Annotated in this window: 22 protein-coding genes; 11 read left to right on the top strand and 11 right to left on the bottom strand. The window is 64.9% G+C overall.

Annotated features, from left to right (window positions below; all coding sequences use genetic code 11):
- The first annotated feature begins 332 nt into the window (after positions 1 to 332).
- From recC to IRZ77_RS18630, 6 genes are all read left to right on the top strand, one after another.
- Positions 333 to 3815 carry an exodeoxyribonuclease V subunit gamma gene (recC, locus tag IRZ77_RS18655; RefSeq protein WP_196174097.1) on the top strand — a complete coding sequence of 1161 codons (3483 nt, stop codon included), beginning with the start codon at positions 333 to 335 and terminating at the stop codon, positions 3813 to 3815.
- Complete coding sequence (gene recB, locus IRZ77_RS18650) at positions 3812 to 7489, top strand: exodeoxyribonuclease V subunit beta (RefSeq protein ID WP_196174095.1); 3678 nt, start codon at positions 3812 to 3814, stop codon at positions 7487 to 7489. Before recC ends, recB begins: the two co-directional genes overlap by 4 nt.
- On the top strand, positions 7486 to 9561 hold the full coding sequence (gene recD, locus IRZ77_RS18645; RefSeq protein ID WP_196174093.1) for an exodeoxyribonuclease V subunit alpha: 2076 nt from the start codon (positions 7486 to 7488) through the stop codon (positions 9559 to 9561). The genes recB and recD overlap by 4 nt, the downstream gene beginning before the upstream one ends.
- A 198-nt stretch (positions 9562 to 9759) precedes the next feature.
- Positions 9760 to 10326, top strand: a complete 567-nt coding sequence (locus IRZ77_RS18640; RefSeq protein WP_046616381.1) for a YfiR family protein — start codon at positions 9760 to 9762, stop codon at positions 10324 to 10326.
- On the top strand, positions 10323 to 11594 hold the full coding sequence (locus tag IRZ77_RS18635; protein WP_135002033.1) for a diguanylate cyclase domain-containing protein: 1272 nt from the start codon (positions 10323 to 10325) through the stop codon (positions 11592 to 11594). Before IRZ77_RS18640 ends, IRZ77_RS18635 begins: the two co-directional genes overlap by 4 nt.
- 4 nt (positions 11595 to 11598) lie before the next feature.
- Positions 11599 to 12090 (top strand): OmpA family protein, encoded by a 492-nt coding sequence (locus tag IRZ77_RS18630; RefSeq protein ID WP_135002034.1) that lies wholly within the window; start codon positions 11599 to 11601, stop codon positions 12088 to 12090.
- Between the two features lie 189 nt (positions 12091 to 12279).
- On the opposite strand, the gene IRZ77_RS18625 is transcribed toward IRZ77_RS18630, so the two are convergent.
- Positions 12280 to 13230, bottom strand: a complete 951-nt coding sequence (locus tag IRZ77_RS18625) for a LysR family transcriptional regulator (RefSeq protein WP_085602278.1) — start codon at positions 13228 to 13230, stop codon at positions 12280 to 12282.
- Between the two features lie 132 nt (positions 13231 to 13362).
- On the opposite strand from IRZ77_RS18625, the gene IRZ77_RS18620 reads away from it, so the two are divergent.
- On the top strand, positions 13363 to 14889 hold the full coding sequence (locus tag IRZ77_RS18620) for a CoA-acylating methylmalonate-semialdehyde dehydrogenase (protein WP_085602277.1): 1527 nt from the start codon (positions 13363 to 13365) through the stop codon (positions 14887 to 14889).
- Between the two features lie 10 nt (positions 14890 to 14899).
- On the top strand, positions 14900 to 15787 hold the full coding sequence (mmsB, locus tag IRZ77_RS18615) for a 3-hydroxyisobutyrate dehydrogenase (RefSeq protein WP_196174091.1): 888 nt from the start codon (positions 14900 to 14902) through the stop codon (positions 15785 to 15787).
- 226 nt (positions 15788 to 16013) lie between these two features.
- Here mmsB and IRZ77_RS18610 read toward each other — a convergent pair whose 3' ends face one another.
- Both IRZ77_RS18610 and dmeF read right to left on the bottom strand, forming a co-directional pair.
- On the bottom strand, positions 16014 to 16358 hold the full coding sequence (locus IRZ77_RS18610) for a cupin domain-containing protein (RefSeq protein WP_003258412.1): 345 nt from the start codon (positions 16356 to 16358) through the stop codon (positions 16014 to 16016).
- A 96-nt stretch (positions 16359 to 16454) separates the two neighbouring features.
- Positions 16455 to 17390 (bottom strand): CDF family Co(II)/Ni(II) efflux transporter DmeF, encoded by a 936-nt coding sequence (gene dmeF / locus IRZ77_RS18605; protein ID WP_108479972.1) that lies wholly within the window; start codon positions 17388 to 17390, stop codon positions 16455 to 16457.
- Positions 17391 to 17460: 70 nt separating this feature from the next.
- On the opposite strand from dmeF, the gene IRZ77_RS18600 reads away from it, so the two are divergent.
- Complete coding sequence (locus tag IRZ77_RS18600; protein WP_196174089.1) at positions 17461 to 17736, top strand: metal/formaldehyde-sensitive transcriptional repressor; 276 nt, start codon at positions 17461 to 17463, stop codon at positions 17734 to 17736.
- A 52-nt stretch (positions 17737 to 17788) separates the two neighbouring features.
- Here IRZ77_RS18600 and IRZ77_RS18595 read toward each other — a convergent pair whose 3' ends face one another.
- The 7 genes from IRZ77_RS18595 to IRZ77_RS18565 all read right to left on the bottom strand — a co-directional run bounded on the left by IRZ77_RS18595 (position 17789) and on the right by IRZ77_RS18565 (position 24628).
- A complete protein-coding gene (locus IRZ77_RS18595; protein WP_015271818.1) occupies positions 17789 to 18721 on the bottom strand; it encodes a phosphatidate cytidylyltransferase in 933 nt (310 codons plus the stop codon).
- A 1-nt stretch (position 18722) separates the two neighbouring features.
- Positions 18723 to 19346: a lysophospholipid acyltransferase family protein gene (locus IRZ77_RS18590; RefSeq protein WP_025340660.1), complete on the bottom strand. Its 624-nt coding sequence runs from the start codon at positions 19344 to 19346 to the stop codon at positions 18723 to 18725.
- Between the two features lie 10 nt (positions 19347 to 19356).
- Entirely contained in the window at positions 19357 to 19788 is a 432-nt protein-coding gene (locus tag IRZ77_RS18585; RefSeq protein ID WP_196174087.1) for a hypothetical protein, read from the bottom strand.
- Positions 19785 to 21119: a phosphatase PAP2/dual specificity phosphatase family protein gene (locus IRZ77_RS18580; protein ID WP_196174085.1), complete on the bottom strand. Its 1335-nt coding sequence runs from the start codon at positions 21117 to 21119 to the stop codon at positions 19785 to 19787. Before IRZ77_RS18580 ends, IRZ77_RS18585 begins: the two co-directional genes overlap by 4 nt.
- Positions 21120 to 22874 carry a bifunctional alpha/beta hydrolase/class I SAM-dependent methyltransferase gene (locus IRZ77_RS18575; protein ID WP_153670483.1) on the bottom strand — a complete coding sequence of 585 codons (1755 nt, stop codon included), beginning with the start codon at positions 22872 to 22874 and terminating at the stop codon, positions 21120 to 21122.
- 30 nt (positions 22875 to 22904) lie between these two features.
- The gene (locus IRZ77_RS18570; RefSeq protein ID WP_108479969.1) at positions 22905 to 23510 is read right to left on the bottom strand and encodes a CDP-alcohol phosphatidyltransferase family protein; all 606 of its coding nucleotides are present in this window, start codon (positions 23508 to 23510) and stop codon (positions 22905 to 22907) included.
- A 236-nt stretch (positions 23511 to 23746) separates the two neighbouring features.
- On the bottom strand, positions 23747 to 24628 hold the full coding sequence (locus tag IRZ77_RS18565; RefSeq protein WP_108479968.1) for a LysR substrate-binding domain-containing protein: 882 nt from the start codon (positions 24626 to 24628) through the stop codon (positions 23747 to 23749).
- Between the two features lie 77 nt (positions 24629 to 24705).
- Between IRZ77_RS18565 and IRZ77_RS18560 the strand changes: the two genes are divergently transcribed.
- Positions 24706 to 25470 carry a sulfite exporter TauE/SafE family protein gene (locus tag IRZ77_RS18560; RefSeq protein WP_085602319.1) on the top strand — a complete coding sequence of 255 codons (765 nt, stop codon included), beginning with the start codon at positions 24706 to 24708 and terminating at the stop codon, positions 25468 to 25470.
- Here the strand turns inward: IRZ77_RS18560 and IRZ77_RS18555 are convergent.
- Entirely contained in the window at positions 25460 to 25774 is a 315-nt protein-coding gene (locus IRZ77_RS18555; protein ID WP_085602320.1) for a putative quinol monooxygenase, read from the bottom strand. The two genes, IRZ77_RS18560 and IRZ77_RS18555, sit on opposite strands and share 11 nt — an antisense overlap.
- Before the next feature lie 154 nt (positions 25775 to 25928).
- Here IRZ77_RS18555 and IRZ77_RS18550 point away from each other — a divergent pair, with 154 nt between their 5' ends.
- Positions 25929 to 26519: an NAD(P)H-dependent oxidoreductase gene (locus IRZ77_RS18550; RefSeq protein ID WP_046616367.1), complete on the top strand. Its 591-nt coding sequence runs from the start codon at positions 25929 to 25931 to the stop codon at positions 26517 to 26519.
- Positions 26520 to 26669 lie beyond the last annotated feature (150 nt).

Below are 26669 nucleotides of genomic sequence, written 5' to 3'. Positions count from 1 at the left end.
CCCCATGTGAGAGTAGGTCATCGTCAAGATTCATTTCGCAAAACCCCTATCTGCGCATGCAGGTAGGGGTTTTGTCTTTCTGGCCTACCAACCCCAGGCCTGCACACCCCCTCTGTGGGAGCGGGTTCACCCGCGAACACCGGCAAAGCCGGTGCCATCCACCGCGTCGCCCGCTTCGCGGCTAAAGCCGCTCCCACAGGGACGGCGCAAGGCCGCTTACAGGGTTCCTCCGATGCCTTGCCAATCGGTTGATGGCACTGCGCCATGCTCTCCGTATGGTACCTACGTGATATCGTTTCCCCTCATCCCCAGCGTCAGCCAGAGGCCTCCCGATGCCCAATACCACTCACCTCCACTCCGGCTTCATGATCGTCCACGGCAACCGCCTCGACGACCTGCGCAGCCTGGTGGTGAGCTGGATGCGTCGCTATCCCCTGGCACCCCTGGAAAACGAAATCGCTCTGGTCCAAAGCAATGGCATTGCCCAATGGCTCAAACTGGCGCTTGCCGAAGACCCTCAGGACGACGACCAGGGCGGTTGTGGCATCGCCGCCGCCATCGACGTGCAATTGCCGGGCAGCTTCATGTGGCAGTTGTACCGAAGCGTGCTGGGCCGTGACGAAATTCCCGAAGTCTCCCTGCTCGACAAGGCACCGCTGACCTGGCGTCTGATGCGCCTGCTCCCGGCCTTGATCGAACGCCCGCATTTCGAGCCGTTGCGACGCTTCCTCACCGACGACAGCGACCTGCGCAAGCGCTATCAGCTCGCCGAGCGCCTGGCCGACCTGTACGACCAATATCAGGTATACCGAGCCGACTGGCTCAAGGACTGGGCCGCTGGCGAGCACATCCTCAACACCGCCCGCGGTGAACGCAAGGCACTGCCCCCGGGCAACCGCTGGCAGGCCGAGTTGTGGCGCGCATTGCTGGAGGACGTTGGCGAGCAGGGCATGGCGCAGAGCCGTGCCGGCGTACATCAACGCTTCATCGAACGGATCAACAGCCTGGAGCAGGCGCCTGCCGGTCTGCCGGCCCGGGTGATCGTATTCGGCATCTCCTCGCTGCCAGCCCAGGCCCTCGAAGCACTGGCCGGCCTGGCGCGCTTCAGCCAGGTGCTGCTGTGCGTGCACAACCCTTGCCGCCACCACTGGGCCGATATCGTTGCCGACAAGGACCTGCTGCGCCACCAGTACAAGCGCCAGCAACGCAAGCAGGGTATGCCCTTGCAACTGGACGACCAGTCGCTGCACCAGCACGCCCACCCTTTGCTGGCCGCATGGGGCAAACAGGGCCGCGATTACATCAACCTGCTCGACAGCTACGATGACCCCGGCAGTTATCAGGGTGTGTTCAGCGACGGTCGCATCGACCTGTTCAGCGACGGCTCGCCTACCACGCTGCTAAACCAGTTGCAGGACGACATCCTCGAACTGCGTCCGCTCGCCGAAACCCGCGAGCGGTGGCATCCAGTCGACCCGGCCAAGGACCGCTCGATCCGCTTTCACATCGCCCACAGCCCGCAACGCGAAGTGGAGATCCTCCACGACCAGCTACTGGCCCGTTTCAGCGCCGACCCAACCCTGCGCCCGCGTGACGTGATCGTCATGTTGCCGGCCATCGATACCTATGCGCCGCACATTCGCGCCGTATTCGGCCAGTTGCAACGCAACGATCCGAGGTACATCCCGTTCACCCTGACCGATCAGGGCCAGCGTGGTCGCGAACCCTTGCTGATTGCCCTCGAACACCTGCTCAAGCTGCCGGACAGCCGCTTCGCGGTCAGCGAAGTGCTCGACCTGCTGGATGTGCCGGCAGTCCGCGCCCGTTTCGGCATACGCGAAAACGACCTGCCCACGCTGCACCGCTGGATCGAGGGGGCCGGCATCCGCTGGGGCCTCAATGCCGAGCAGCGGGCCAGCCTCGGCTTGCCCGCCGGGCTGGAACAGAACAGCTGGCGGTTCGGCCTGAGGCGCATGCTGTTGGGTTATGCCGTAGGCGTGGGTGAGGCCTGTGACGGCATCGAACCCTACGATGAAATCGGTGGTCTTGATGCTGCACTGATCGGCCCGCTGGTCGCCTTGCTGGACGCCCTCGAAGTGGCCAGCAACGCTTTGTCCGAGCCTGCCACTGTCAGCCAGTGGGGCGAGCGCCTGCATGCCTTGCTGCAAGTATTTTTCCTGGCCGAGGGCGAGCACGACGAGTTTCTGCTGATGCAGTTGCAGGATCTGCGTGATAGCTGGCTCGAAGTGTGCGAGGCCGTCGGCCTGCAAGACCCATTGCCGTTGACCGTGGTGCGCGAAGCCTGGCTGTCGGGCCTCGATCAGGGCAAGTTGTCCCAACGCTTCCTCGCCGGCTCGGTGAATTTCTGCACCCTCATGCCGATGCGCGCCATCCCGTTCCGGGTGGTCTGTCTGCTGGGCATGAACGATGGCGATTACCCCCGCGCCCAACAGCCGCTCGACTTCGACCTGATGGCCAGCGACTACCGTCCCGGTGACCGCTCGCGCCGTGAGGATGATCGCTATCTGCTGCTAGAGGCGCTGTTGTCGGCCCGCGACCAGCTATATGTCAGCTGGGTCGGGCGCAGCATTCGCGACAACAGTGAACGCCCGGCCTCGGTACTGATCGGACAGTTGCGCGATCACCTTGGAGCCGGCTGGCAGCTGGCAGGCGCGGAGCCGGGGCAGCCAGCACAACCAGGTGAGCAACTGCTGCACGCACTGACCCAAGAGCACCCGCTGCAACCGTTCAGCCCACGCTACTTCCAGAAGGGGAGCCCACTGTTCAGCTTTGCCCACGAATGGCAACTGCTGCACCAGCAGGGCCAGGAAGACGAGCAGGCTGACCCCGGCCTGCCGCCATACCATGACGATGAGGCCTTGAGCCTGACCCAGCTGAATGACTTCCTGCGCCACCCGGTGCGGCACTTCTTCAGCCAGCGTCTGAAGGTGTACTTCGAAGCGCTGGAAGCACCGACCCCGGACGAGGAACCCTTCGTCCTTGACACCCTGCAACGCTACGGCGCCAGTGAAAGCCTGCTGGGTGCAGCGCTGGCCGAGCCGGACAATGCCGAACAGGCCCTGCAGGCACAGGCCCGACGCTTGCAGGCCTGTGGCGTGCTGCCGCTGGCCGGTTTTGGCGAACTGCTGCAGCGCGAGCTGATCGAGCCCCTGCCAGACTTGCTGCAACGCCACCGCCAGCTATTACAGCGCTGGTCGCAGCTGGTCGAGGGGGCATTGCCAGTGCATTTCGAGCACGGCCGGCACCGCCTCGAAGGCTGGCTGGGGCGGGTGTTCCAGGCGGATGACCAGAGCCTGCTCAGCATCACCACCGTACCCAATACCATCAGTGCCGGGCGCAACGCCCTGAAGTGGCACCGCCTGATCGCACCTTGGGTCACGCACCTGGCGGCCTGCGCGGCGGGCTACCCCTATAACAGTGCGCTGGTGGCCAGCGACCTGACCCTGCTGCTTGCGCCACTGCCGCAAGCGCAGGCGGCGCAATTGCTGGGCGACCTGCTGGTAGCCCGTCAGGCGGCGATGAATGCGCCGTTGCCGGTCGCGGCCAAGACCGCGTTTGCCTGGCTGGCCCAGGACGATAGCGACAAAGCCTTGGCTGCTGCTGCCCGCGCCTACGACGGCGACGAGCGCACCAGCTTCGGCGAGCGCAGTGAAAGCGTCGCCCTGGCCCGGCAGTTCCGTGACTTTGCCGCGCTCACCGCTGATGAAACCTTTGAAGGCTGGTGCGAAGCCTTGTACCGCCCATTGTTCAACGCCCCGTGGCAGACCCTGGGCAACCCGGAGAAAGGCGCATGACCCAGGACCGTCCCCTGGCACTGAGTTTCCCCCTGCATGGCAGCCAGCTGATCGAGGCCAGCGCCGGCACGGGCAAGACCTTCACCATTTCGGCGCTTTACCTGCGCCTGATCCTCGGTCACGGTGGCGAGCAGGGCTTCGACCGCGAGTTGCTGCCACCGCAAATCCTCGTGGTGACTTTCACCGACGCCGCCACCAAAGAACTGCGCGAACGTATCCGCGCCCGCCTGGCCGAAGCTGCGCGGTTCTTCCGTGGCGAGCTGGTAGCGGCCGACCCGCTGCTGCACCAGCTGCGTGACGACTACCCGGAAGAAGCCTGGCCACGCTGTGCCGGGCGCCTGGAAATCGCTGTGCAGTGGATGGACGAAGCAGCGGTATCGACCATCCACGGCTGGTGCCAGCGCATGCTGCGCGAACATGCCTTCGACAGCGGCAGCCTGTTCACCCAGACCTTGGAAACCGACCACAGCGAACTGCTGGGTCAAGTCATGCGCGACTACTGGCGGCGCTTCTGCTACGGCATGCAAGGCGACGCGCTGGCCTGGGTGCGTGGCCACTGGGGTAGCCCCGACGCCTTGCTGCCGCGGATCCGCCCACTGTTCGGCCGCGTGCGCGCCCAGCAGGACGGGCCAGAGCCGGCGGCACTGATCCAGGCATCGCTGCAGCAGCGTGGCGAGCAGTTGGCCCGGCTCAAGGCGCCTTGGGCGCAATGGGCCGAGGAATTGCGCCAGATCTGCCGTGATGCACTGGCCGCCAAACAGGTCGATGGCCGCAAGATGCAGGCCCGTTACTTCGAGCCCTGGTTCGACAAGCTCTGCGCCTGGGCCGCAGACGCACAACTGGTGGAGCTCGACCTGGGCACCGGCTTTACCCGCCTGACCCCGGCGGGCATGGCCGAAGCCTGGAAGGGCGAGCCACCCGAGCACCCGGCCCTCAATGCCATGCAGAGCTTGCAGCAACAGTTGCAGGCCCTGGACAGCCCGGATGCCCCATTGCTCGAGCATGCCGCCAACTGGGTATCGGCACGCTTCGAAGTGGAGAAGCGCCGGCGTGCGGAAATGGGTTTCGACGACATGCTCCTGCGCCTGCAGCACGCCCTGGCCAGCGAGGCCGGCGAGCGCCTGGCCAGCCTGATCCGCGAACAGTTCCCGGTGGCATTGATCGACGAGTTCCAGGACACCGACCCGGTGCAGTACGGCATCTTCGAGCGCATCTACCAGATCAGCGAAAACCGGCGCGAAACCGGCTTGTTCATGATCGGTGACCCCAAGCAGGCGATCTATGCCTTCCGTGGCGCCGACATCTACACCTACCTCGCCGCCCGTCGTGCCACGAGTGGCCGTCTGCACAGCCTGGACACCAACTACCGCTCCAGCAAGGCCATGGTCGCGGCGGTCAACCACGTGTTCCTCCAGGCCGAGGCGCGTGCGGCAGGGCGTGGCGCGTTCCTGTTCCGCGAGGCCGATGACAACCCTTTGCCGTTCATCGAGGTCCGCGCCAAAGGCCGTGGCGAGCAACTGTTGATCGACGGTGGAACCTGTGCAGCCCTGCAGTGCTGGCATCTGGAAAGCGAAGAGCCGGTCTCCGCCAGCGTGTACCGCCAGCAGCTGGCAGCCAGCTGCGCCAGCCATATCGTCGCCTTGCTCAATGGTGGGCAGCAGGGCACGGCTGGTTTCCAGAGTGCCGAGGGCGAACTGCGCCCGTGCCTGCCGTCGGACATCGCCATCCTGGTGCGCGATGGCCATGAAGCGCAGATGGTCCGCGCCGAGCTTGCCGCGCGCGAGGTGCGTAGTGTGTACCTGTCCGACAAGGATTCGGTATTCGCCGCCCAGGAAGCCCACGACCTGTTGGCCTGGCTAAAGGCCTGTGCCGAACCCGACTCGGAGCGCCTGCTCAAGGCTGCCCTGGCCAGCCTTACCCTTGATCTGTCTCTGGCTGCGCTGGACCGCCTGAATCAGGACGAGCGGGTCTGGGAAGACTGGGTCATGCGTTTTCGCCGTTACCGCGACACCTGGCAGCGCCAGGGCGTGCTGCCGATGCTGCGGCACCTGCTGCATGACTTCCAGCTGCCGCGCACACTGATCCGCCGCAGCGATGGCGAGCGGGTGCTGACCAACCTGCTGCATCTGGCCGAGCTGCTGCAACAGGCCGCTGGCGAACTGGACGGCGAACAGGCACTGATCCGACACCTGGCCGAGCACCTGGCCAGTTCCGGCCAGGCCGGTGAAGAGCAGATCCTGCGCCTGGAGAGCGATGAGCAGTTGGTGAAAGTGGTGACCATCCACAAGTCCAAGGGCCTGGAATACCCCTTGGTCTACCTGCCGTTCATCTGCACCAGCAAACCGGTGGACGGTAGCCGCCTGCCGCTGGCCTGGCATGATAGCCAGGGCAACGCCCATCTCACCCTCACCCCAGACCAGGAACAGATCGAACGCGCCGACGACGAGCGACTGGCCGAAGACCTGCGCCTGCTCTACGTGGCCCTGACCCGCGCCCAGCATGCCTGCTGGCTGGGTGTCGCCGACCTCAAGCGGGGCAACCAGAAGAGCTCGCACCTGCATCGTTCGGCGTTCGGTTACCTGCTGGGTGGTGGCCTCGCCTTGCCGGGCTCGTCGCAACTGACGGACTGGTTGCAGGCCTTGGCCAAGACCTGCCCGCACATCTCTTGCCCAGGCCTGCCGTTGGCAGATGAACAGCTGTATCGCATGCCGCACACCGAGCATGAGCTGCTGCCTGCCCGCAAGCCGCGTCGCGCAGCGGGCGCCGAGCATTGGTGGATTGCCTCGTACAGCGCCCTGCGCGTCGGCGACCAGACCCTCGGTGCCGACAGCTCCCAAGCCCAGCAGTTACTGGATGATGAAGTGGTCGATACCCAGGTGCTGCGCGAGGTCCCGGCCGACAGTGGCGATATTCACCGCTTCCCGCGCGGGCCCAACCCCGGCACCTTCCTGCATGGCTTGCTGGAATGGGCGGGCCGCGAGGGCTTCAGCCAGGTCAGCGGCAATGCACGGCTGATTGAGCGAACCGTTGGCCAGCGCTGCAACCGTCGCGACTGGACCGGCTGGATTCCCACCCTGACGCTTTGGCTGCAGCGCCTGCTGGGCGAAGCGCTGCCGTTGCCGGGCAACGACCTCGGCGTGACGCTAGGGCAGTTGTGCCACTATCAGATCGAAATGGAGTTCTGGTTCGCCAGCCACCAGGTCGATGCCGAACAACTCGACCGCCTGGTGGTACGCCACACCCACCCCGGCCTGGCACGCCCGGCGGCGCAGCCGACCGTGCTCAATGGCATGTTCAAAGGCTTCATCGACCTGGCCTTCGAACTGGACGGGCGTTACTACGTGACCGACTACAAGTCCAACTGGCTGGGCCCGGATATCCAGGCCTACGATGCCCTGGCCATGGAAAAGGCCATCCTCGAACATCGCTACGACCTGCAATACGTGCTGTACCTGCTGGCCCTGCACCGCCAGTTGCGCGCCCGCCTGCCGGACTACGACTACGACCGCCATGTCGGCGGCGCCCTGTTCATCTTCCTGCGAGGCGCCAGCAGCAGCGGCCACGGCGTTTACCACACCAAGCCACCGCGCGAGCTGATCGAAAGCCTCGATGCGCTGTTCCGCGGCGAGCATCCGCCGGTACAGCAGGACCTGTTTGCCGGAGCCGTGATATGAGCCGAAGCCTCGTCGACTTGTTGCCCACCCCGCTGCACGCCGAGCACCTGCTCGCCTTGGCGCCGCAGCATGACAGCGGCGACCTCCTGCAACTGCTCGACCGCTGGGTAGAGCGGGGCTGGCTGCGTGCCCTGGACCGTGCGTTCGTATCGTTCCTGGAGGAGCGAGCCCCCGGTAGCGACCCCCTGCTGTTGCTGGCCGCCGCACTGGCCAGCCACCAACTGGGCCACGGCCATGTCTGCCTCGACCTGCAGCAAACCCTGGCCGAGCCCGATTTTGCCCTGTCGTTGCCGCCTGAAGGCGACGCCTTGACCGGCCCCTTGCTGTTGCCCTCGCAGTTGCTGGCCAACCTTGACCTGCACGCCTGGCGTCAGCGCATTGCCGCCAGCTCGCTGGTGGCCGCAGGGGATTCCCCGGGCCAGCAGGCGCGGCCTCTGGTGCTCAGCGGCGAGCGTCTGTACTTGCGCCGTTACTGGAGTTACGAGCGGCGCATCGACCATATCCTGCGCCAGCGCCTGACCCAGGCCGAAGCGCCTCCGGCCGACCTGCCTGGCCGTTTGGCGCAACTGTTCGACGGTGGTGCGCCGGCTGGCCAGGTGGACTGGCAGAAGCTTGCCTGTGCCCTGGCCACTCGCGCCGGCTTCAGCATCATCACCGGCGGCCCTGGCACGGGTAAGACCACTACCGTGGTGCGCCTGCTGGCCTTGCTGCAGGCGCCGGCGGTGGAGCAGGGCAGGCCGCTGCGCATTCGCCTGGCCGCGCCGACCGGCAAGGCGGCCGCGCGTCTGACCGAATCCATTGGCCAGCAGGTCGAGCGCCTGCAGGTCAGCGCCGAGGTGCGCGGGCATATCCCCACCGAGGTCAGCACCGTGCACCGCCTGCTCGGCAGCCGCCCTGGTTCGCGGCACTTCCGCCACCATGCCGGCAACCCGCTGCCGTTGGACGTGCTGGTGGTCGACGAAGCGTCGATGATCGACCTGGAAATGATGGCCAACCTGCTCGATGCCCTGCCGCCACGGGCGCGCCTGGTACTGCTGGGCGACAAGGACCAGCTGGCCTCGGTCGAGGCCGGTGCGGTACTGGGTGACCTGTGCCGGGATGCCGAGGAGGGCTGTTACTCGCCGGCGACCGAGGCATGGCTGGAGCAGGTCGGTGGTGAGTCGCTGGCGGGCAGTGGTCTCAAGGCCGGCGATGAGCAACGCAACCCGCTGGCCCAGCAGGTGGTGATGTTGCGCTTCTCGCGGCGTTTCGGCGAAGGCAGTGGCATCGGCCAGCTGGCCCGGCTGGTCAACCACCAGGACGCCCATGCGGCGCGCAGCCTGTTGGCTGCGCCGCCACCCGATGTGCACAGCCTGGCCCTTAAGCACGAACAGGACCGCGCCTTCGACCGCCTGCTGCTCGACGGCCTCAACCGCGGCAGCGATGGCCCGCAGGGCTACCGCAGCTACCTGCGAACCCTTGGCCGCTTCCGCCCGGCACTCGGCACCGCCGTCGACGACCCCGCGTGGGAGCAATGGGCGGGCAAGGTGCTGCACAGCTTCGAGGACTTCCAGCTACTGTGCGCGGTACGCCGGGGCGCCTGGGGTGTTGAAGGCCTCAATGAGCGGGTAGCGCGGGTGCTGCATAATGCCGGGCTGATCGACAGCCAGCAGCCCTGGTACGAAGGGCGTCCGGTGCTGGTGACCCGCAACGACTACGGCCTGGGGCTGATGAACGGTGACATCGGCATTGCCCTGCGCCTGCCGGATGAGCACGGCGAACCCCTGTTGCGCGTGGCCTTCCCGCGGAACGACGGCAGCGGCGGCGTGCGCTTCGTCCTGCCCAGCCGGCTGAACGAAGTGGAAACGGTATTCGCCATGACCGTACACAAGTCCCAGGGCTCGGAGTTCGGCCACACCGCGCTGGTGCTGCCGGATGCGCTCAACCCGGTGCTGACCAAGGAGCTGGTATACACCGGCATCACCCGCGCCAAGCACTGCTTCAGCCTGGTCGAGCCCCGCCAGGGTATTTTCGAAGAAGCTGTGGCGCGCAAGGTGCGGCGTATTTCCGGGTTGATGCTGGAGCAGGTGTAGGACCGGGAAGCCCTATCGCCGGCAAGCCAGCTCCCACAGGTACAGCGCAGCTCTCAAGGGTTGTGGAGTTCTCCGTGGGAGCTGGCTTGCCGGCGATGAGGGCATCAGTCCCGTGCGTAAAGCAGCTCGTACCTACATTGATGCGGCCATGTGCTATCGTTGCGCCGATATCGGAAAGGGCCTCAAGAGATTTTCCACATGAAAGTGGCCGCAAGGCGGGTGACGAGCTGTGTGCTTTCGCTATTGCTGGCCGCCCTGTTCCTTTCCGCAGGCCCGGCCCAGGCAGACCCCGCCATAACTGCCGCCCAGGCGCAGCAGCGTGCCAAGGCCGTCACCCAGGTGGTGCTGGGCATCTTCAGCTATGCCCGCTGGCCTGTGGAACCCTCACCGTTGCGCCTGTGCCTGGTCGGCCCTACCGAGTACGCCGATGACCTGATCAAAGGCCATGTGCAGGAGTCCGGCCGACCGCTGCAGGTGCGGCGGCTACTGGCAGACGATAGTCAGGTCGCCCAGGCCTGCGACGCCATCTACATCGGCAAGCTCGACCAGGGCAAGCGCGACCGGTTGTTCGAGCGCGTCAGTGGCCACCCAGTGCTGAGCATCAGCGAGGCAGACGACCCGTGCACGGTCGGTAGCCTGTTCTGCTTGCGGGTCAGCGACCAGCAGGTAGCCTTTGAAGTCAACCTCGACTCGGTGGCACGCTCCGGCGTGCGCATTCACCCTAGCGTGCTGCAATTGTCGCGGCGCCGGGCGGTGCAACCATGAAACCAACCCGCAAGCGCGCCGTGCGCCCGACCCTGCGCTCGGTGCTCGGCCGTGGCCACCTCAGCGTCGCCTTGCTCGCCGTTGGCCTGGCCGGCATATCCCTGACCCTGCTGGGCGTGCTTGCCCTGCGCGTCTATGCCAATGACAACCTGCACCTGATCGCCCGCTCGATCAGCTACACCGTGGAAGCGGCGGTGGTGTTTGACGACAGCGCTGCGGCCAATGAATCGCTGGCGCTGATTGCCAGTACCGAGGAAGTGGCTGAAGCCAAGGTCTTCAACAACGAAGGTGAGCAGTTGGCGCATTGGCAGCGCAGCGATACCGGCGTGCTCGCGCGGCTGGAGGCGCAGGTGGCCACCGCCCTGCTGGATGAGCCGATCAACCTGCCGATCACGCACCAGCAACAGCAAGTCGGGCGCATCGAACTGGTTGGCCAAGGGCGTAGCCTGTTGCTGTTTCTGTTCAGCGGGCTGGCCGGCATCCTGTTCTGCACGGTGCTCAGCGCCCTGGCTGCCCAATACCTGTCGCGGCGTCTGCTCAGCGATATCGTCCGCCCGCTGCGTGGCCTGGCCAGTGTTGCCCACGCCGCCCGCCGCGAGCGCAGTTTCGACCGGCGCGTGCCGGAGGCGCCGATTGCCGAGCTCAACGAACTGGGCAATGACTTCAACGCCCTGCTGGACGAACTGGAGGTATGGCACAGCCACCTGCAGAACGAAAACCAGACCCTGGCCCACCAGGCCAGCCACGACAGCCTGACCGGCCTGCCCAACCGTGCCTTCTTCGAGGGGCGCCTGAGCCGTAGCGTGCGCAATGCCGAACGGCAGCAGGATCACCTGGCGTTGCTGTTCCTCGACAGCGACCACTTCAAACAGATCAATGACACCCTCGGCCATGCGGTGGGCGACGAAGTGCTGATAAGCGTGGCCGACCGCGTGCGTGCCCAACTGCGCGAGCACGACCTTGTGGCGCGCCTGGGTGGCGATGAGTTCGCCGTGCTGTTGACGCCTTTGCATTCGCGCCTGGACGCCGAGCACATTGCCGAGAAGATCATTGCCAGCATGAAGTTGCCGGTGCAGCTGGACAGCGGCCGCAGTATCGCCACTTCGTTGAGTGTTGGTATTGCCTATTACCCGGATGACGGCGCCGACCCCGCCAGCCTTCTGAATGCCGCCGATGCCGCGATGTACCAGGCCAAGCGCAAACGCCGTGGCCATTGGCAAGTGGCGCAGACGGAGCGGTCCGCCAGCGAAATCAAGAACAGGAGTTGAACCCGTGATACAGGCTTTGCGTTTCCCTTTTTGGGCCTTGTTGCTTGCCGTGCTGGCGCTGCCCGGCTGCCAGAGCGCTCCGCCCAAAGGCCTGACCGCCGAACAGATTGCCGTGCTCAAGCGCGAAGGCTTTACCCCGACCGACGAAGGCTGGGCCTACGATTTGTCCGGCAAGGTGCTGTTCGGCAGCGACCTGGACAGCCTCAACAGCCAGAGCCAGGCGATTGTCGAGCGTATTGGCAAGGCGCTGCTTGGCGTTGGTATCCAGGGCGTGCGGGTGGATGGGCATGCCGACGCGTCCGGCAAGGCGGCGTATAACCAGCAACTCTCCGAGCGCCGCGCGCAGAGCGTGGCCAAGGCGCTGGTCGGGGTAGGCATGCAGGCGCAGAACATCCAGAGCCGTGGGTTGGGCAGTAGTCAACCGGTGGCGGACAACCGCACCAGTGCCGGGCGTACCGAGAACCGGCGGGTGTCCATTGTGGTGGCTTCCTACTGACCACAGCCTGCGGGCTATCAGATATCCCTGTGGGAGCGGGTTCACCCGCTAACACCGGCGAAGCCGGTGCCATGCACCGAGTTGTCTGCTTCGTGGTTAAACCCGCTCCCACAGGTACAGCGACAACCTCGAGATCAACGCTGCAACCGTGGGAGCTGGCTTGCCGGCGATGGGCTGCAACGCAGCCCCTTATTCCTGAGCAAACCGCATCTCTCGGGTCTCGCCCATCAACAACGGCGCATTCGCCTCCGTCACACCTCGGATGTAATCCCAAAGCAGGGTAATCCGCTTCAACTTCCTCAAATCCTCCCGACAATACATCCAGAACTGCCGTGTCACCTCGATCTCCTCCGGCAACACCGTCACCAGCCGTGGGTCCTGTGCCGCCAGGAAGCATGGCAGGATCGCCAGCCCACGTCCCTGCAACGCAGCCGTGTACTGCGCAATCACGCTGGTACTGCGCAAATGCGCGCTGGCGCTGGGGATCAGGTTGGCCAGGTACAGCAGCTCAGAACTGAAAGCCAGGTCGTCCACGTAGCTGATGAACGGGTGCCTGGCCAGGTCCGCGATCTGCTGGATCGGTGCGTGGCTGTCCAGGTAGTCCTGGGTCGCGTACAGCCGCAAGCGGTAGTCGCACAGCTTGCAGCACACATAAGGGCCGTGTTCCGGCCGCTCCAGGGCGATGACGATGTCCGCCTCGCGCTTGGACAGGCTGATGAAGTGCGGCAGCGGCAGGATATCCACCGAAATCGCCGGGTAGGCATCGACGAAGTGGCTTAGCTGCGGGGTGACGAAGAAGCTGCCGAAGCCTTCGGTGCAGCCCATGCGCACATGCCCCGACAACGCCACGCCCGAGCCGGACACCTGCTCGCAGGCCATGTGCAGCGTGCTCTCGATCGACTCGGCATAACCCAGCAGGCGCTGGCCCTCGGCGGTGAGGACAAAGCCGTTGGTCCGGGATTTCTCGAACAGCAAGGTGCCCAGGGCCCCCTCCAGCGAGCTGATGCGCCGCGACACCGTGGTGTAGTCCACGCTCAGGCGCTTGGCCGCGCTGCTGGCCTTGCGGGTACGCGCCACTTCCAGGAAGAACTTCAGGTCGTCCCAGTTGAGCGCGCTCAGGGATGTGAGGTCTTTTTGCATGATGATCCGGTTTTTTTGTGCGTTCTTGTTGGATGTTTGCACATCTATACTCGAAACAAGCCTCAGGACGCCACCTCGCGTTTGCACGGCGCTGGCGATCTCGTCCCGACAATAATTCCAAGGAGAACGCAGATGAACGCACCGCAGTCCCCTAACCAGACCAAAATCGAACAGGTCAAGCTGCTGATCGACGGCCAATGGGTCGAGTCCAGGACCACCGAATGGCGCGACATCGTCAACCCAGCCACCCAAGAGGTACTGGCGCGCGTACCGTTCGCCACCATCGAAGAAGTCGACGCGGCCGTGGCCGCTGCCCAACGTGCCTTCCAGACCTGGCGCAACACGCCGATCGGCGCGCGCATGCGCATCATGCTCAAGCTGCAGGCGCTGATCCGCGAACACACCAAACGCATCGCCCAGGTTCTCAGTGCCGAGCAGGGCAAGACCCTGGCCGACGCCGAAGGCGATATCTTCCGCGGCCTGGAAGTGGTCGAGCATGCCGCCTCCATCGGCACCCTGCAGATGGGCGAGTTCGCCGAGAACGTCGCCGGCGGCGTCGATACCTACACCCTGCGCCAGCCGATCGGTGTATGTGCCGGCATCACTCCGTTCAACTTCCCGGCGATGATCCCGCTGTGGATGTTCCCGATGGCCATCGTCTGCGGCAACACCTTCGTGCTCAAGCCGTCCGAGCAGGACCCGCTGTCGACCATGCTGCTGGTCGAGCTGGCGCTGGAAGCCGGCATACCGGCTGGCGTGCTCAACGTGGTGCACGGCGGCAAGCAAGTGGTGGATGCCATTTGCACCCACAAGGACATCAAGGCGATTTCTTTCGTCGGCTCTACCGAAGTGGGCACCCACGTGTACAACCTGGGCAGCCAGCACGGCAAGCGCGTGCAGTCGATGATGGGCGCCAAGAACCACGCGGTGGTGCTGCCCGATGCCAACCGCACGCAAACCGTCAACGCGCTGGTCGGTGCTGCCTTTGGTGCAGCAGGCCAGCGCTGCATGGCCACTTCGGTGGCAGTGCTGGTGGGCAAGGCTCGCGAATGGCTGCCAGATATCAAGGAAGCGGCCAGCAAGCTGAAGGTCAATGCCGGTTGCGAGCCAGGCACCGATGTCGGCCCGGTGGTTTCCAAGCGCGCCAAGGAGCGTGTGCTGGGCCTGATCGAAAGTGGCATCAAGGAAGGCGCCAAGCTGGAGCTCGACGGCCGTGGCGTCCAGGTACCGGGCTACGAGCAAGGTAACTTCATTGGCCCGACCCTGTTCTCGGGCGTGAAGACCGACATGCAGGTTTACACCCAGGAAATCTTCGGTCCGGTGCTGGTGACCCTGGAGGTCGATACCCTCGATGAGGCCATCGCCCTGGTCAACGCCAACCCGTTCGGCAACGGCACTGGCCTGTTCACCCAGAGCGGCGCGGCAGCACGCAAGTTCCAGAGCGAAATCGACATCGGCCAGGTCGGCATCAATATCCCGATCCCGGTCCCGGTACCGTTCTTCAGCTTCACCGGTTCGCGTGGTTCCAAGCTCGGCGACCTCGGCCCGTACGGCAAGCAAGTGGTGCAGTTCTACACTCAGACCAAGACCGTCACCGCCCGCTGGTTCGATGACGACAGTGTCAACGACGGTGTGAACACCACCATCAGCCTGCGCTAAGGAGAGAGTCATGCGTATCGCATTCATCGGGCTTGGCAACATGGGCGCACCCATGGCCCGCAACCTGATCAAGGCCGGGCACCAACTGAACCTGTTCGACCTGAACAAGGCCGTGCTGGCCGAGCTTGCAGAACTGGGTGGGAAAATCAGCCCTTCGCCCAAGGACGCGGCGGCCAATAGCGAACTGGTGATCACCATGCTGCCGGCCGCTGCGCATGTGCGCAGCGTGTACCTGAGCGAGGATGGTGTGTTGGCGGGGATTCGCCCGGGCACGCCCACCGTGGATTGCAGCACCATCGACCCGCAGACTGCACGTGATGTGTCCAAGGCCGCAGCGGCCAAGGGCGTGGACATGGGCGATGCGCCAGTGTCCGGTGGCACTGGCGGCGCGGCGGCAGGCACCCTGACCTTCATGGTCGGTGCCAGCGCCGAGTTGTTCGCCACCCTCAAGCCGGTACTGGAGCAGATGGGCCGCAACATCGTGCACTGCGGTGAAGTCGGCACCGGGCAGATCGCCAAGATCTGCAACAACCTGCTGCTGGGTATCTCGATGATCGGCGTGTCCGAGGCTATGGCCCTGGGCAACGCGCTGGGCATCGATACCAAGGTGCTGGCGGGGATCATCAACAGTTCGACCGGGCGTTGCTGGAGCTCGGACACCTACAACCCGTGGCCGGGCATCATCGAGACTGCGCCCGCGTCGCGCGGGTACACCGGAGGGTTTGGCGCCGAGCTGATGCTCAAGGACCTGGGGCTGGCCACCGAGGCTGCACGCCAGGCGCATCAACCGGTGATCCTGGGGGCCGTGGCCCAGCAGCTGTACCAGGCCATGAGCCTGCGCGGCGAGGGTGGCAAGGACTTCTCGGCAATCGTCGAGGGTTACCGCAAGAAGGATTGACGAGCGAGGACTTCATCGCGGGCCAGGCGGCCTTCCTCTGTAACTGCGCACCAGAGGGAAGGGCGTCTGATCCGCGATTTTTTTTGCCTGGATGCCGGGCTCGGATCAGCTTGCAGGAGCAGCCTTGTGTTGCGAAGAGGCCTGATCCGGCCCGGCACATGTGTCGCCATGACTGGCCTCTCGCAGCACAAGGCTGCTCCTACAGGGCTATGTGTGGTTTGTGGAATCAGGCAAAGACAAAGTACTTACGCACGGTCTCGACCACTTCCCAGGTGCCTTTCATCCCTGGTTCGATCACGAACACATCACCCGCTTTAAGATGCTTCGGCTCTTCGCCTTCCGGGGTGATGATGCAGTAGCCATCGAGGAAGTGGCAGAACTCCCACTTCTCGTAATTGACCTCGAACTTGCCCGGGGTGCAGATCCAGGTGCCCATGATCTTGCTGCCGTCGGCCGACAGGTAGGCGTTGAGGTTGACAGTGTGCGGATCGCCGCCGATGCGCTTCCACTTGGTGGCGTCCACGACCGGCGTCGGGCAGGTTTCGCGCAGGACGGTGATGAAATCGGACATGGCACAACTCCTGGTGACTGGCTGAATGACTCATCACCATAGGGCCATTGGCCGAGCCGCAGTTGCCTGGGCTCGACGTCCAGCTGTCTGGTCGCGCTATGCCAGGCGGTTGACCTCGACGGTGATGTGCGCCAGTTCCTCGTGTACGCCCAACGCTTTGCGCACGCTGTCGGCGCTGAGTTCGGCCCGGGCGGCCAGGCCGAGAATGCAGGCGTATTGGTCCTTGCCCACGCGCCACACGTGCAGGTCGGTGATGCAGGTCGGCACCGGCAGTTGCGCAACCACCTCGCGGATTTCTTCCACGACCGGCGCGTCCATCTCTGCATCCAGCAGGACCCGCCCGGTATCGCGCAGCAGCCCGCGGGCCCACAACGCCACCAGCAGCGCACCGACCAGGCCCATGACCGGGTCGAGCCAGCCTGCGCCCCAGTACTTGCCTGCCAGCAGGGCGACGATAGCCAGCACCGAAGTCGCGGCGTCGGCCATCACGTGCAGGTAGGCCGAGCGCAGGTTCAGGTCGTGGTGGTGGTGGCCGTGGTCATGGTGATGGTCGTGGCCATGGTGGTGATGATCGTGATGGTCGTCACGCAGCAGCCAGGCGCAGATCAGGTTGACGGCCAGGCCCACTGCGGCGATGAAGATCGCCTCGTCATAGTGGATCGGCCCCGGTGCCAGCAGGCGCTCCACCGACTGGAATGCCATCAGCCCGGCCACGCCCAGCAACAGAAGGGCGCTGGAGTAGCCGCCGAGAATCTCGATCTTCCAGGTGCCGAAGGCAAAGCGCCGGTCGCCGGCATAGCGCCGTGCGGCGGCGTAGGCCAGCAGCGACAGGCCCAGGGCCAGGGCGTGGGAGCTCATGTGCCAGCCGTCGGCCAGCAATGCCATGGAATTGAAGAACCATCCCCCGGTAATTTCCGCCACCATCATCACGGCTGTCAGCCACACGGCCAGGCGCGTCCTGCGCTCGGCGCCCAGGTTGCTGGTATGGAACTGGTGGCTGTGCTGCCAGCGGTCTGAGGTTTGTGTCGCCATGGTTTATCATGCTCCCGGAACATCGAGAAATATACTATACCCCAGTATACCTAGCATGGTGTGAAACCCAATGGCACATACTCTGAAGAGCAAGAAGCAGCTGCTGAACCGGGTGCGCAAGATCAAAGGCCAGGCCGCCGCCCTGGAGACAGCGCTGGAGCAGGACAAGGACTGCCTGGCTATCCTGCAGCAGATCGCCGCCGTGCGCGGTGCGGTGAACGGGCTCATGGCCGAAGTGATGGAAGGGCATATCCGCGAACACCTGGTGGCGGACGGGCTGAGTGCCGAGGAGCGGCAGGACGAGGCGGACAAGGTGGCGACGTTGCTACGGTCTTACCTCAAGTAGCAGGCCGGCGGCACCGATACCCTAGGGGGGTAAAGTTCAAGGCGAACACGTTCTACGCCCACCAATACCGCACAAAGTGGAAGAACACCGGCGCGGCAAAGCACACCGAATCCATGCGGTCGAGCATACCGCCGTGGCCTTCGATCATGTGCCCCCAGTCCTTCACCCCACGGTCGCGCTTGATCGCCGACATCACCAGCCCGCCGAAGAAGCCCATGGCGTTCACCGCCAACGCCATCAGCGCGGCCTGCCAGAAGGTGAACGGGGTGATCCAGCACAGCAGGGCGCCGATCAGGGTGGCCAGTGCCACTCCGCCGGCGAGGCCTTCGACGGTCTTGGATGGCGACAGGTTGGGCGCTACCTTGTGCTTGCCGAACAGCTTGCCGCACACGTACTGCAGCACGTCGCTGATCTGCACCACCAGGATCAGCCAGGCAATCAGCAGCAGGTTGCGGCCCTCGTAACCCGGGATGTCCAGGGTCATCAATGCCGGTACCGACGACACGCAGTACACCGCGATCATCAGCCCCCACTGCACCTTCGAGGCGCGCTCGAGAAAGCGCGTGGTGTCACCGCCGAAGCTGGCCAGGATCGGCAGTAACAGGAACAGGTACACCGGGATGAAGATGCTGAACAGCCCGTACCAGTCCATGGCGATCAGCACGTACTGCACCGGCAGCGCCACATAGAACGCCGCCACCAGCGCCGGGTAGTCGCTGCGCCGGGTCGGGGTGAGCGTCATGAACTCGCGCAAGGCATAGAACGATACGCCGTAGAACAGCACGATCACGCCGTACTTGCCGAACAGGAAGGCGATGCCGATCACCAGCACCATCACCCACCAGGCGTTGATGCGGGCGTTGAGGTTGTCGATCACCGCGTGCGGTGCCGGGCCGGCGCGCCATTTGAGCAGGCGGCCGATCACGCTGGCGAGCAGCAGCAGGGCGCCGATGCCGGCGAACAGGGAAAGGGTGTTGTCATCCATCTCAGGCATCCTTGGGGGCCAGGTTCAGCAGGGCTTGGCTGGCCCGCTCGAGAAAGGCTTGCTTGCTTTCATCCGCCTGCAGGTGCAGCGGCTCGCCAAAGCTCAATGTGCACAACAACGGCAATGGCAAGGCACGACCCTTGGGCATTACCCGGTTGAGGTTGGCGATCCATACCGGCACCAGTTCGACTTCTGGGTTGGCTGCTGCCAGGTGGTACAGCCCGCTCCTGAACGGCATCAGCGGCTCGTCGCCGAGATTGCGAGTGCCCTCCGGGAAGAAGATCAGCGAGTCGCCCTGGGCCACGGCTTCGAGGATCGGCTGCAACGGGCTGCCCTGGCCAGCACTGTGTTGCCGGTTGATCAGCACACCATTGAAGACCTTGCGGATGAGAAAGTCGCGAATCCCCGGCTTGGCCCAGTAGTCGGCGCCGGCTACCGGACGGGTACGCTTGCGCAGCGGTTGCGGCAGCGAGGCCCACAGCAGTACGAAGTCGCCATGGCTGCTGTGGTTGGCGAAATACAGGCGCTGCACCGGCAGCGGCGTGCAGCCCAGCCACAGGGCGCGGGCGCCGGTGATCAGGCGGGCGGCGGAAGTGATGAGGTAGGCGGTCAGGTTGGCGAGCATGGATCGGTAGTCATCCCTTCAAAGGCAGTGTCAGCAGGGTAGCCAGGGCCAGCGACAGCTGCAGGCCCAGGCAAACTGCCTGACGGCGCAACAGGGTCAGGGCGGCCTGACTGCGGGCAGGCCAGGCGCGGGAGTCGGCGGCCTGCGGTTTGAGATTCAGCTCGTACAAGGCTCGGTCTACGGCCAAGGTGTCCGCCGCCAGGTCGCGGCTGGCGGCGAGATGGGCGAACAGTTGGGCATCGATGGCCACACGGATGGCCCAGTACTTGTGCAGCACGCCCAGTACCAGCAGCGCAATGCACAGCAGGCTGGCCAGCGGTAGTAGTCGCACACCCAGCAAGGGTGCCAGGCCGTAGGCCAGGGCCAGCAGGGTGAGGCCGTCCGACAGGCGTTCCAGTTGTTTGCCACGGCCCAGCAGGCTGGCCACCACGTACAGCGTCATGGTTGTGTCCCTAGCTGTTGCAAGGCCTGGCGGTGTGCGCTGCGCAGGACCACGCCGGGGCGGGCCTTGCGGATCAGCGCCTCGGCCTGGCGAGCATCGGTGCAGCGGCCCGTGAGCACCAGCCAGGCGGCCACGGCGCTGGCACTGCGCGAATAGCCCAGGGCGCAACAGACCAGCACCGGGCCTTGGGAGCGCAGGCGTTCGATGGCGATGGCGGCCTGGTGCAGCAATGGGCTTTCCGGGGCGATCAGGTCCAGGGTAGGAAAACATGCGTAGCCAATGGCGGCCGCGACCTGTGCAGGAGCGGCGCTGTTCTGAACATGACACGGTAGCTCAGCGCACAAATCGACCACCCCAGCGAACTGCGCGCCATGCCCTGGAACGCGCCCAAGGTACACGCCATCACACACTTCATCGGCCTGCGGGTGCCGCCAGGTCCACAACCGCGAGTTGACCCACGCCCCAATCAGGTACGGTGCCAGCAGCCAGCTGGCTGCATTCGACAAGCGCCCATCGGCGCCTTTCTGAAACCCGCCTGCGCCGAGCACGCCATAGTTCAGCGCCACCAAAGCCAGCGACACGGCCGGCCAGGTCAACCACAGCCAGGCGCCGCCCAGCGTAACGGCAGGCACTGCGCACAGCAGCCCACCCACTGTATAGAACAACGCCAACCGCCAGCGCTTGGCATCCCGCGCAAGGTGCACCTGCTGCCAGGGCAGTTGCCCCCGATATGGCCACAACCAGACGCAGACGAACCCCACCAATGCCCCTGTCGGCACATCGATGAAATGGTGCTGCCAGGTGGTCAGCACCGACAACCCGATCAGTGCCATCCAGCCGTGCATCAGCCAACGCCAGGGCTGGCGCTGCACGTGCCGGGCAAACATCGTCCATATGATCACCAGCAGGGCAATATGCAGCGAAGGCGCCTGGTTGAACGGCTTGTCGAAGCCCATCAGCACATCGAACATCCAGCCGAACACCCCGCCCAGTTCCGGCCGCTCGAAGGTGAAGCGCAGCGGCCAGAGCAGGAAGCAGCTGACGCTGATCAGCTGCGCGCAGAGCAGCGCCAGCGCGTGCCGGTCCATTTCCTGGCGCGTGCGCGGCAGCAGGAAGGACAAGCCGTAGAGCAGGTCGATCGACCAGTACGGGATGATCGTCCACGGCCACAGCGGCATGCGGCTTTCCCAGCCGAACACCAGGCTGCCGACATCGCTGCGCCCGGCCGTGTAGTTGTTCGCCAGCCCGTAGCTGAGGAAAAACAGCGGCCCCAGCAGCAGAAGCCAGAATACGCCCCGACGGATCAGCCCGGGTTCGCGTGATGGGCTCATTCAGCGCACCCGTTGTGCCAGGCTGACGCTGAAAATGCCCCATTCATCGATGCGCTGGGCCAGCTTGCGGAACCCCGCCGCTTGTACCAGCTGGTCCATTTCGGCCTGGCTGCGGCGGCGCATCACCCAGGCCTCGCCGCCGCGGTGGCTGGTGAGGGCGCGGGCGATCATTTCCAGTTGCGGGTGCCACGGCTGGCCGGTGTAGACCAGGTAACCGCCATCTTCCAGCGCATCGGCCAGGCCGGCCAGCGAGTTGCCTACCAACTGGTTGCTGGCGAACAGTTCGTACAGGCCGGAGACCACGGCCAGGGTCGGCGGTTGTTCCAAGGTGGCCAGGCTCTTGCGGTCGAAGGCATCGCCCTGGACGAAGCGGGCGATGTCGGCCAGGCCCTTTTCGGCAATCAGTGCGCTGCCTTGCTGCACGTTCAGGTCGCTGTAGTCGCGCAGCAGGATCGAGTCCGGCAGCTGTTCGAGTTCCTGCAGGGCCTCGAGGATGTAGCGGCCATGGCCGGCGGCGATATCGACGATGTGCACCGGCCGCTGCTGTTCGCGCAGGCGGGCGATGGCCAGGCGCAGCAGTTCCTCTACGTGCAGCTTGCGTTGGCGGATGCCGCGCCAGCCGATCGCGCCAAGGTAGTTCTGGTCGACCAGGCGGCCGAGCTTGCCTTTGCCGGTCGGCCGGTTGCGATACACGTAGTCCAGGGTACTGCCCGAATCGAAACCGGTATCGAAACCCAGCTTCACACCTTCGGACAGCCCCTTGCCCAGGCGCAGCCCGGCGCGGGTAGCGCGCCAGTAAAGGTCGCGGGGCGAGTTGCGCGGCAGCGGTGCGGCCAGGCTTTCGGCCTCGGCGCAGCTGGCGCCGGTCCTGTCGGCATCGAGCAGCGACGGCAGGGAGGCGGGGCTGGCGAAGCAATGTTCGACGAACCGCTCGATACGCCGCAAGGCATGGGCTCGATCACGCTCGCCAAGGGTGTCGTGGAAGAAGCCTGGCAGGATGTGCATTTCCTTGCGCGTACTGCCCAGGCGTTCGAAGAAGCGTTCCTGCGGCTGGCGTTCGACCACGAAGTCGGCACCGGACACCAACAGTTGGGTCGGCAGCTGGATGGCCTGGGCATCCGCCACCACCCGGTCGGCGGCTTCGTACAGGCCGAGCAGCATGGTTACCGAAATCGGCCGGCTGATCAGCGGGTCGGCCACATATGACATGACCCGTTCGGGGTCGTGGGTGAGCAGGCGAGGCTTTACGTAGCTGTTGACGAAGAAGTTGCCGCGCAGGCCCTTCAGCAGTTTCAGGCCGGGGCGGGCGAACGGCACGTACAGTTTGACCTTGAACGCTGGCGAGGCCAGCACCAGGCAGCGCACCTTCGGCGCGTAGTCGTGGGCCCAGGTGGCGACCAGCACGGCCCCGACGCTCTGCGCCAGCACCACCAGGTCCTGTTCGGCAATGCCGTGGTGGGCCTGGATGTGCTCGATGAAGGTCTGCACATCGCGCACGCTGGTGGCGAACCCCGGGCTGTCGCCGCGCGCGCCCGGCGACTGGCCGTGGCCCCGGGCATCCCAGGCGAAGAAATCGTAGCCCGGCATGTCCAGCTCATCGGCCAGGTGGGCCATGCGCCCGCCGTGTTCGTGGCCGCGGTGGAACATCACCACGGCCCGGCGTGGCTGGTATTGGTTACGGGTGGCAGGCCAGTGACGGTAGTGCAGCTCGACGCCGTCATGGGTGGAGAAGTGCAGTGCTTGCGCTTGGCGCATGGTCGACATCCTTTTACGACGGCAGTGGGCTCAGCGGGCTTCGGCCAGCCCCTGACGAACCCGGTTGTAGAGGGTATAGAGCGAGAGTGCGAGGATGACCAGCAACAAGCCGTTGATCCAGGCGCCGTTCAGCAGGCCAAAGGCGACACCGGTACCTAGCACGCCGAAGGCGAAGGCCCGGTCGCTCTTGCCCATTGGGCCGTCGTAACGCCGTGAGGCGCCGGCCAGCGGGCCCATGACACCGGCGTATTCGCTGAAAGTGGCGCTGAGCACCACGAGTACGACCAAGGTTGGCGACACACCGGCCAGCAGGGCGAAGGGCAGGTATAGCGCGGCATCGGCGATCACGTCGCACAGTTCGTTGAGGTACGCGCCGAGGGTAGATTGCTGGCCGAACTCCCGGGCGAGCATGCCGTCAACCGCGTTCAGTGCCATGCGCAGCAGCATCCAGACCGGCACCAGAATGAACAGCCAGGTGAGATGGGGCAGGGCAGCCAGCAGCAGGCCCAGCAGGATTGACAGCAGGGCGGCGGCAATGGTGACCTGGTTGGCGGTGACTCCGCGGTCATAGAGGCGCTGGACAGCAGGACGGAGCATGGCCTGGAAGCGCGGTTTGAGCTGGTAGATCGATGCCACTGGAAAGTCCTTTTCGGTGGTGCGATGGGAGGATTGTGTGCGAGCGGCCGAAAAAATGCACTTACTGTGTGGGAGCGGCGTTGTGCCGCTAATGGGCGGCGCAGCAGCCCCGGCAATTTCTGCTGCAACGCTGAAAATCTGGGGCCGCTTCGCGACCCTTTCGCGACGCAAGGCCGCTCCCACATCGACCGCATGGGCTTCAGATCATACGCAGTGCAGGCAACATACTGATCGTGTCAGTGGGTGAGGGTGGTCACCAACCCTGCGGCATACCCCGGCAATGCCGCAAAGTCGCGCGCGCATACCAGCAACTGGCGATTGGCCCATGGTTCCGTCAGGGCCACCCAGTGCAACGGCAACACCCCTTGCCAACGCTTCACTGCAGCCAGCGGCACAATCCCCACTCCGGCTCCGCCCGCAACCATGCGGATCACGCCATCGAACCCTTCGGCACGCACTCGAACCCGCATGCGCCGCCCCTCGCGCAGTGCCTGCTCTTCCAGGTACAACGCCAGTGCACTGCCAGCCCCCAGGCCGACATAGCCATGGGCCAGGCTATCGATGAAGCTCGGCGCGACCTCGTTGGCCAGCGGGTGGCGCTGCGGCGTTACCAGCACCAGCGGGTCTTCGCGAAACGGCCGGGTCTGCAGGTGCGCGCTGGGTGCGGCGGTCGAAACGATGCCCAGGTCTGCCATGCCCTGGGTAATCGACTGCACGATGCGCAGGCTCGGCAACTCCTGCACATCCACGCTGACCCCAGGGTTTGCAGCCAGGTAGCCGGCCAGCAGTTCCGGCAGGTACTCCGTGAGCGCCGCCGTGTTGCACAGCAGGCGCACCTGGCCCTGCTGCCCTTGCGCGTACTGGCTCAGGTCGAACTGCAGGCGTTCGACCTGCTGCGTTATCAGCCGGGCATGCTGTAGCAGTGCCTGGCCTGCCGCGGTTGGCTGCACGCCACGGCGGTTGCGTTCCAGCAAAGGGATGCCCAGCGATGCCTCCATGGCGCGGATGCGTGCACTGGCTGCTGCCAGCGACAGATGGCTGCGGCCAGCACCGGCGGTGATGTTGCCGCACTCCAGGGTGTGCTGGAAAAGCCTGAGGTCGATCAGGTCGAAATGCATGTGGCTCTGTCCTGGCAAGAGTCTGGCTGAGTATATGGCAGATTTTCAGCCCGGCCGGCGCACGCCATCATCGGCCCATGGATACCTTGCTCGCTTTTTACCAGAACATTGGCCCAGCGCTGTCGCTGCTGGTGATACTGACCTTCCTGCTGGCCGGTGCGGTGAAGGGGGTGATCGGCCTAGGCCTGCCGACCATCGCCATGGGCCTGCTGGGCCTGGCTATGTCACCGGCGCAGGCTGCGGCATTGCTGATCGTGCCTTCGACCCTCACGAACTTGTGGCAGCTGGCCAGTGGTGCGCACCTGCGGGGCTTGCTGGTGCGCCTGTGGCCAATGCTGGTGTTGATTTTCGTTGGCACCTTGCTGGGCAGCGCCTGGCTGGGGATCGACAGCGGCCCTTGGGCCGTGCATGCACTGGGCGCGGCCTTGGTGCTGTATGCGCTGTACGGGCTGGTCGGCCCGGGCTTGCGCCTGGCGCCGGGGCGGGAGCGTTGGCTGGGGCCGCTTTGCGGGCTGGTTACGGGCGTGATCACGGCTGCGACCGGGGTATTCGTGATACCGGCGGTGCCCTACCTGCAGAGCCTGGGGTTGAGCCGGGAACAGATGATCCAGGCCCTGGGCCTGTCGTTCACGGTTTCGACCCTGGCCTTGGCCGTTGGCCTGGCCGGGCAGGATGCCCTGGGTGGCCAGGCACTGGGTGCCTCGCTGCTGATGCTGGCGCCGGCCTTGCTCGGCATGCTGGCTGGCCAGTGGCTGCGTCAGCGCATCAGCGCGCTGCTGTTCAAGCGCTGCTTCTTCATCGGCCTTGCCGCACTCGGCGGCCATCTGCTGATCAGCGGTTAGCGCTTGATGCACTGAGCATGTCGATCATCTGGATGTCGAAATCGCGTTCCAGGTAGTCCATGCGTTTTTCGAAGAACTCGGTCATGTGCGGCAGGGCCGAATGCACATCCAGCGCGGCCTTGTCGGCCCAGACCTCGAAGAACACGAACAGGCTCGGGTCCTGCTTGTCGCGCAGCATGTGGTACTCGATGCAGCCCGGTTCCTGGCGGCTTGGCTCGACGTAGGCGCGGAACAGGGTTTCGAACGCTTCGGCCATTTCCGGGCGAGTCTTGGCTTTGAGGATGAAGGCGTACTGCTCACTCATGGGTCGCTACTCGTTGATGGGAGGTGACGCGATTCTAAAGCAAAAATGCATTGTTAATTCGTGACTTCAGGGCAATTGTATTTTGCCCATGCATTACTGTATCCCGCGCCCGCGAGCCTCTAATCTGCCGGCCTGAATTTTCCGCGAGGCCCGCATGAAGAAGATCCTTTTGCTCAACGGTGGTAAACAGTTCGCTCACTCTGACGGTCGCCTCAACGCGACCTTGCACGAAGCGGCCATCGCTCACCTGGACCGGGCCGGTTTCGATGTGCGCCAGACTTTCATCGACGGTGGTTACGACGCCCAGGAAGAGGTGGAGAAGTTCCTCTGGGCTGATGTGGTGATCTACCAGATGCCCGGCTGGTGGATGGGCGCGCCATGGACCGTGAAGAAGTACATCGATGAGGTATTCACCGCAGGCCACGGCAGCCTGTATGCCAACGACGGCCGTACCCGTGCGGACCACTCGCAAAAGTATGGCAGCGGTGGCCTGGTGCACGGCAAGCAGTACATGCTTTCGCTGACCTGGAATGCACCGCAGCAGGCATTCGACGACCCGAGCGATTTCTTCGAGGGCAAGGGGGTGGATGCGGTGTACTTCCCGTTCCACAAGGCCAACCAGTTCCTTGGCATGACCGGGCTGCCGACCTTTTTGGCGGTGGATGTGATGAAACGGCCGGATGTGCCGACTGCCTTGGCGGCCTATGAGGCGCACCTGGACAAGGTATTCGGCAAGGCACGGTAAGGTTCTACCTGTGCCGGCCTCTTCGCGGGTAAACCCGCTCCCACAGGTACTCCACAGTCTTTGAGAACCGTGCAGCACTTGTGGGAGCGGGTTCCCCCGCGAAGAGGCCCGTACAGGCACCGCTGGACTTGGCCTCGACAAGCGGCTATC

Origin of the sequence: Pseudomonas pudica (assembly GCF_015680405.1) — a bacterium.
GTDB classification, from domain to species: Bacteria; Pseudomonadota; Gammaproteobacteria; order Pseudomonadales; family Pseudomonadaceae; genus Aquipseudomonas; species Aquipseudomonas pudica.
Note: the sequence above shows the minus strand (reverse complement) of the source record. Positions and strands in the feature narration are given on the sequence as shown.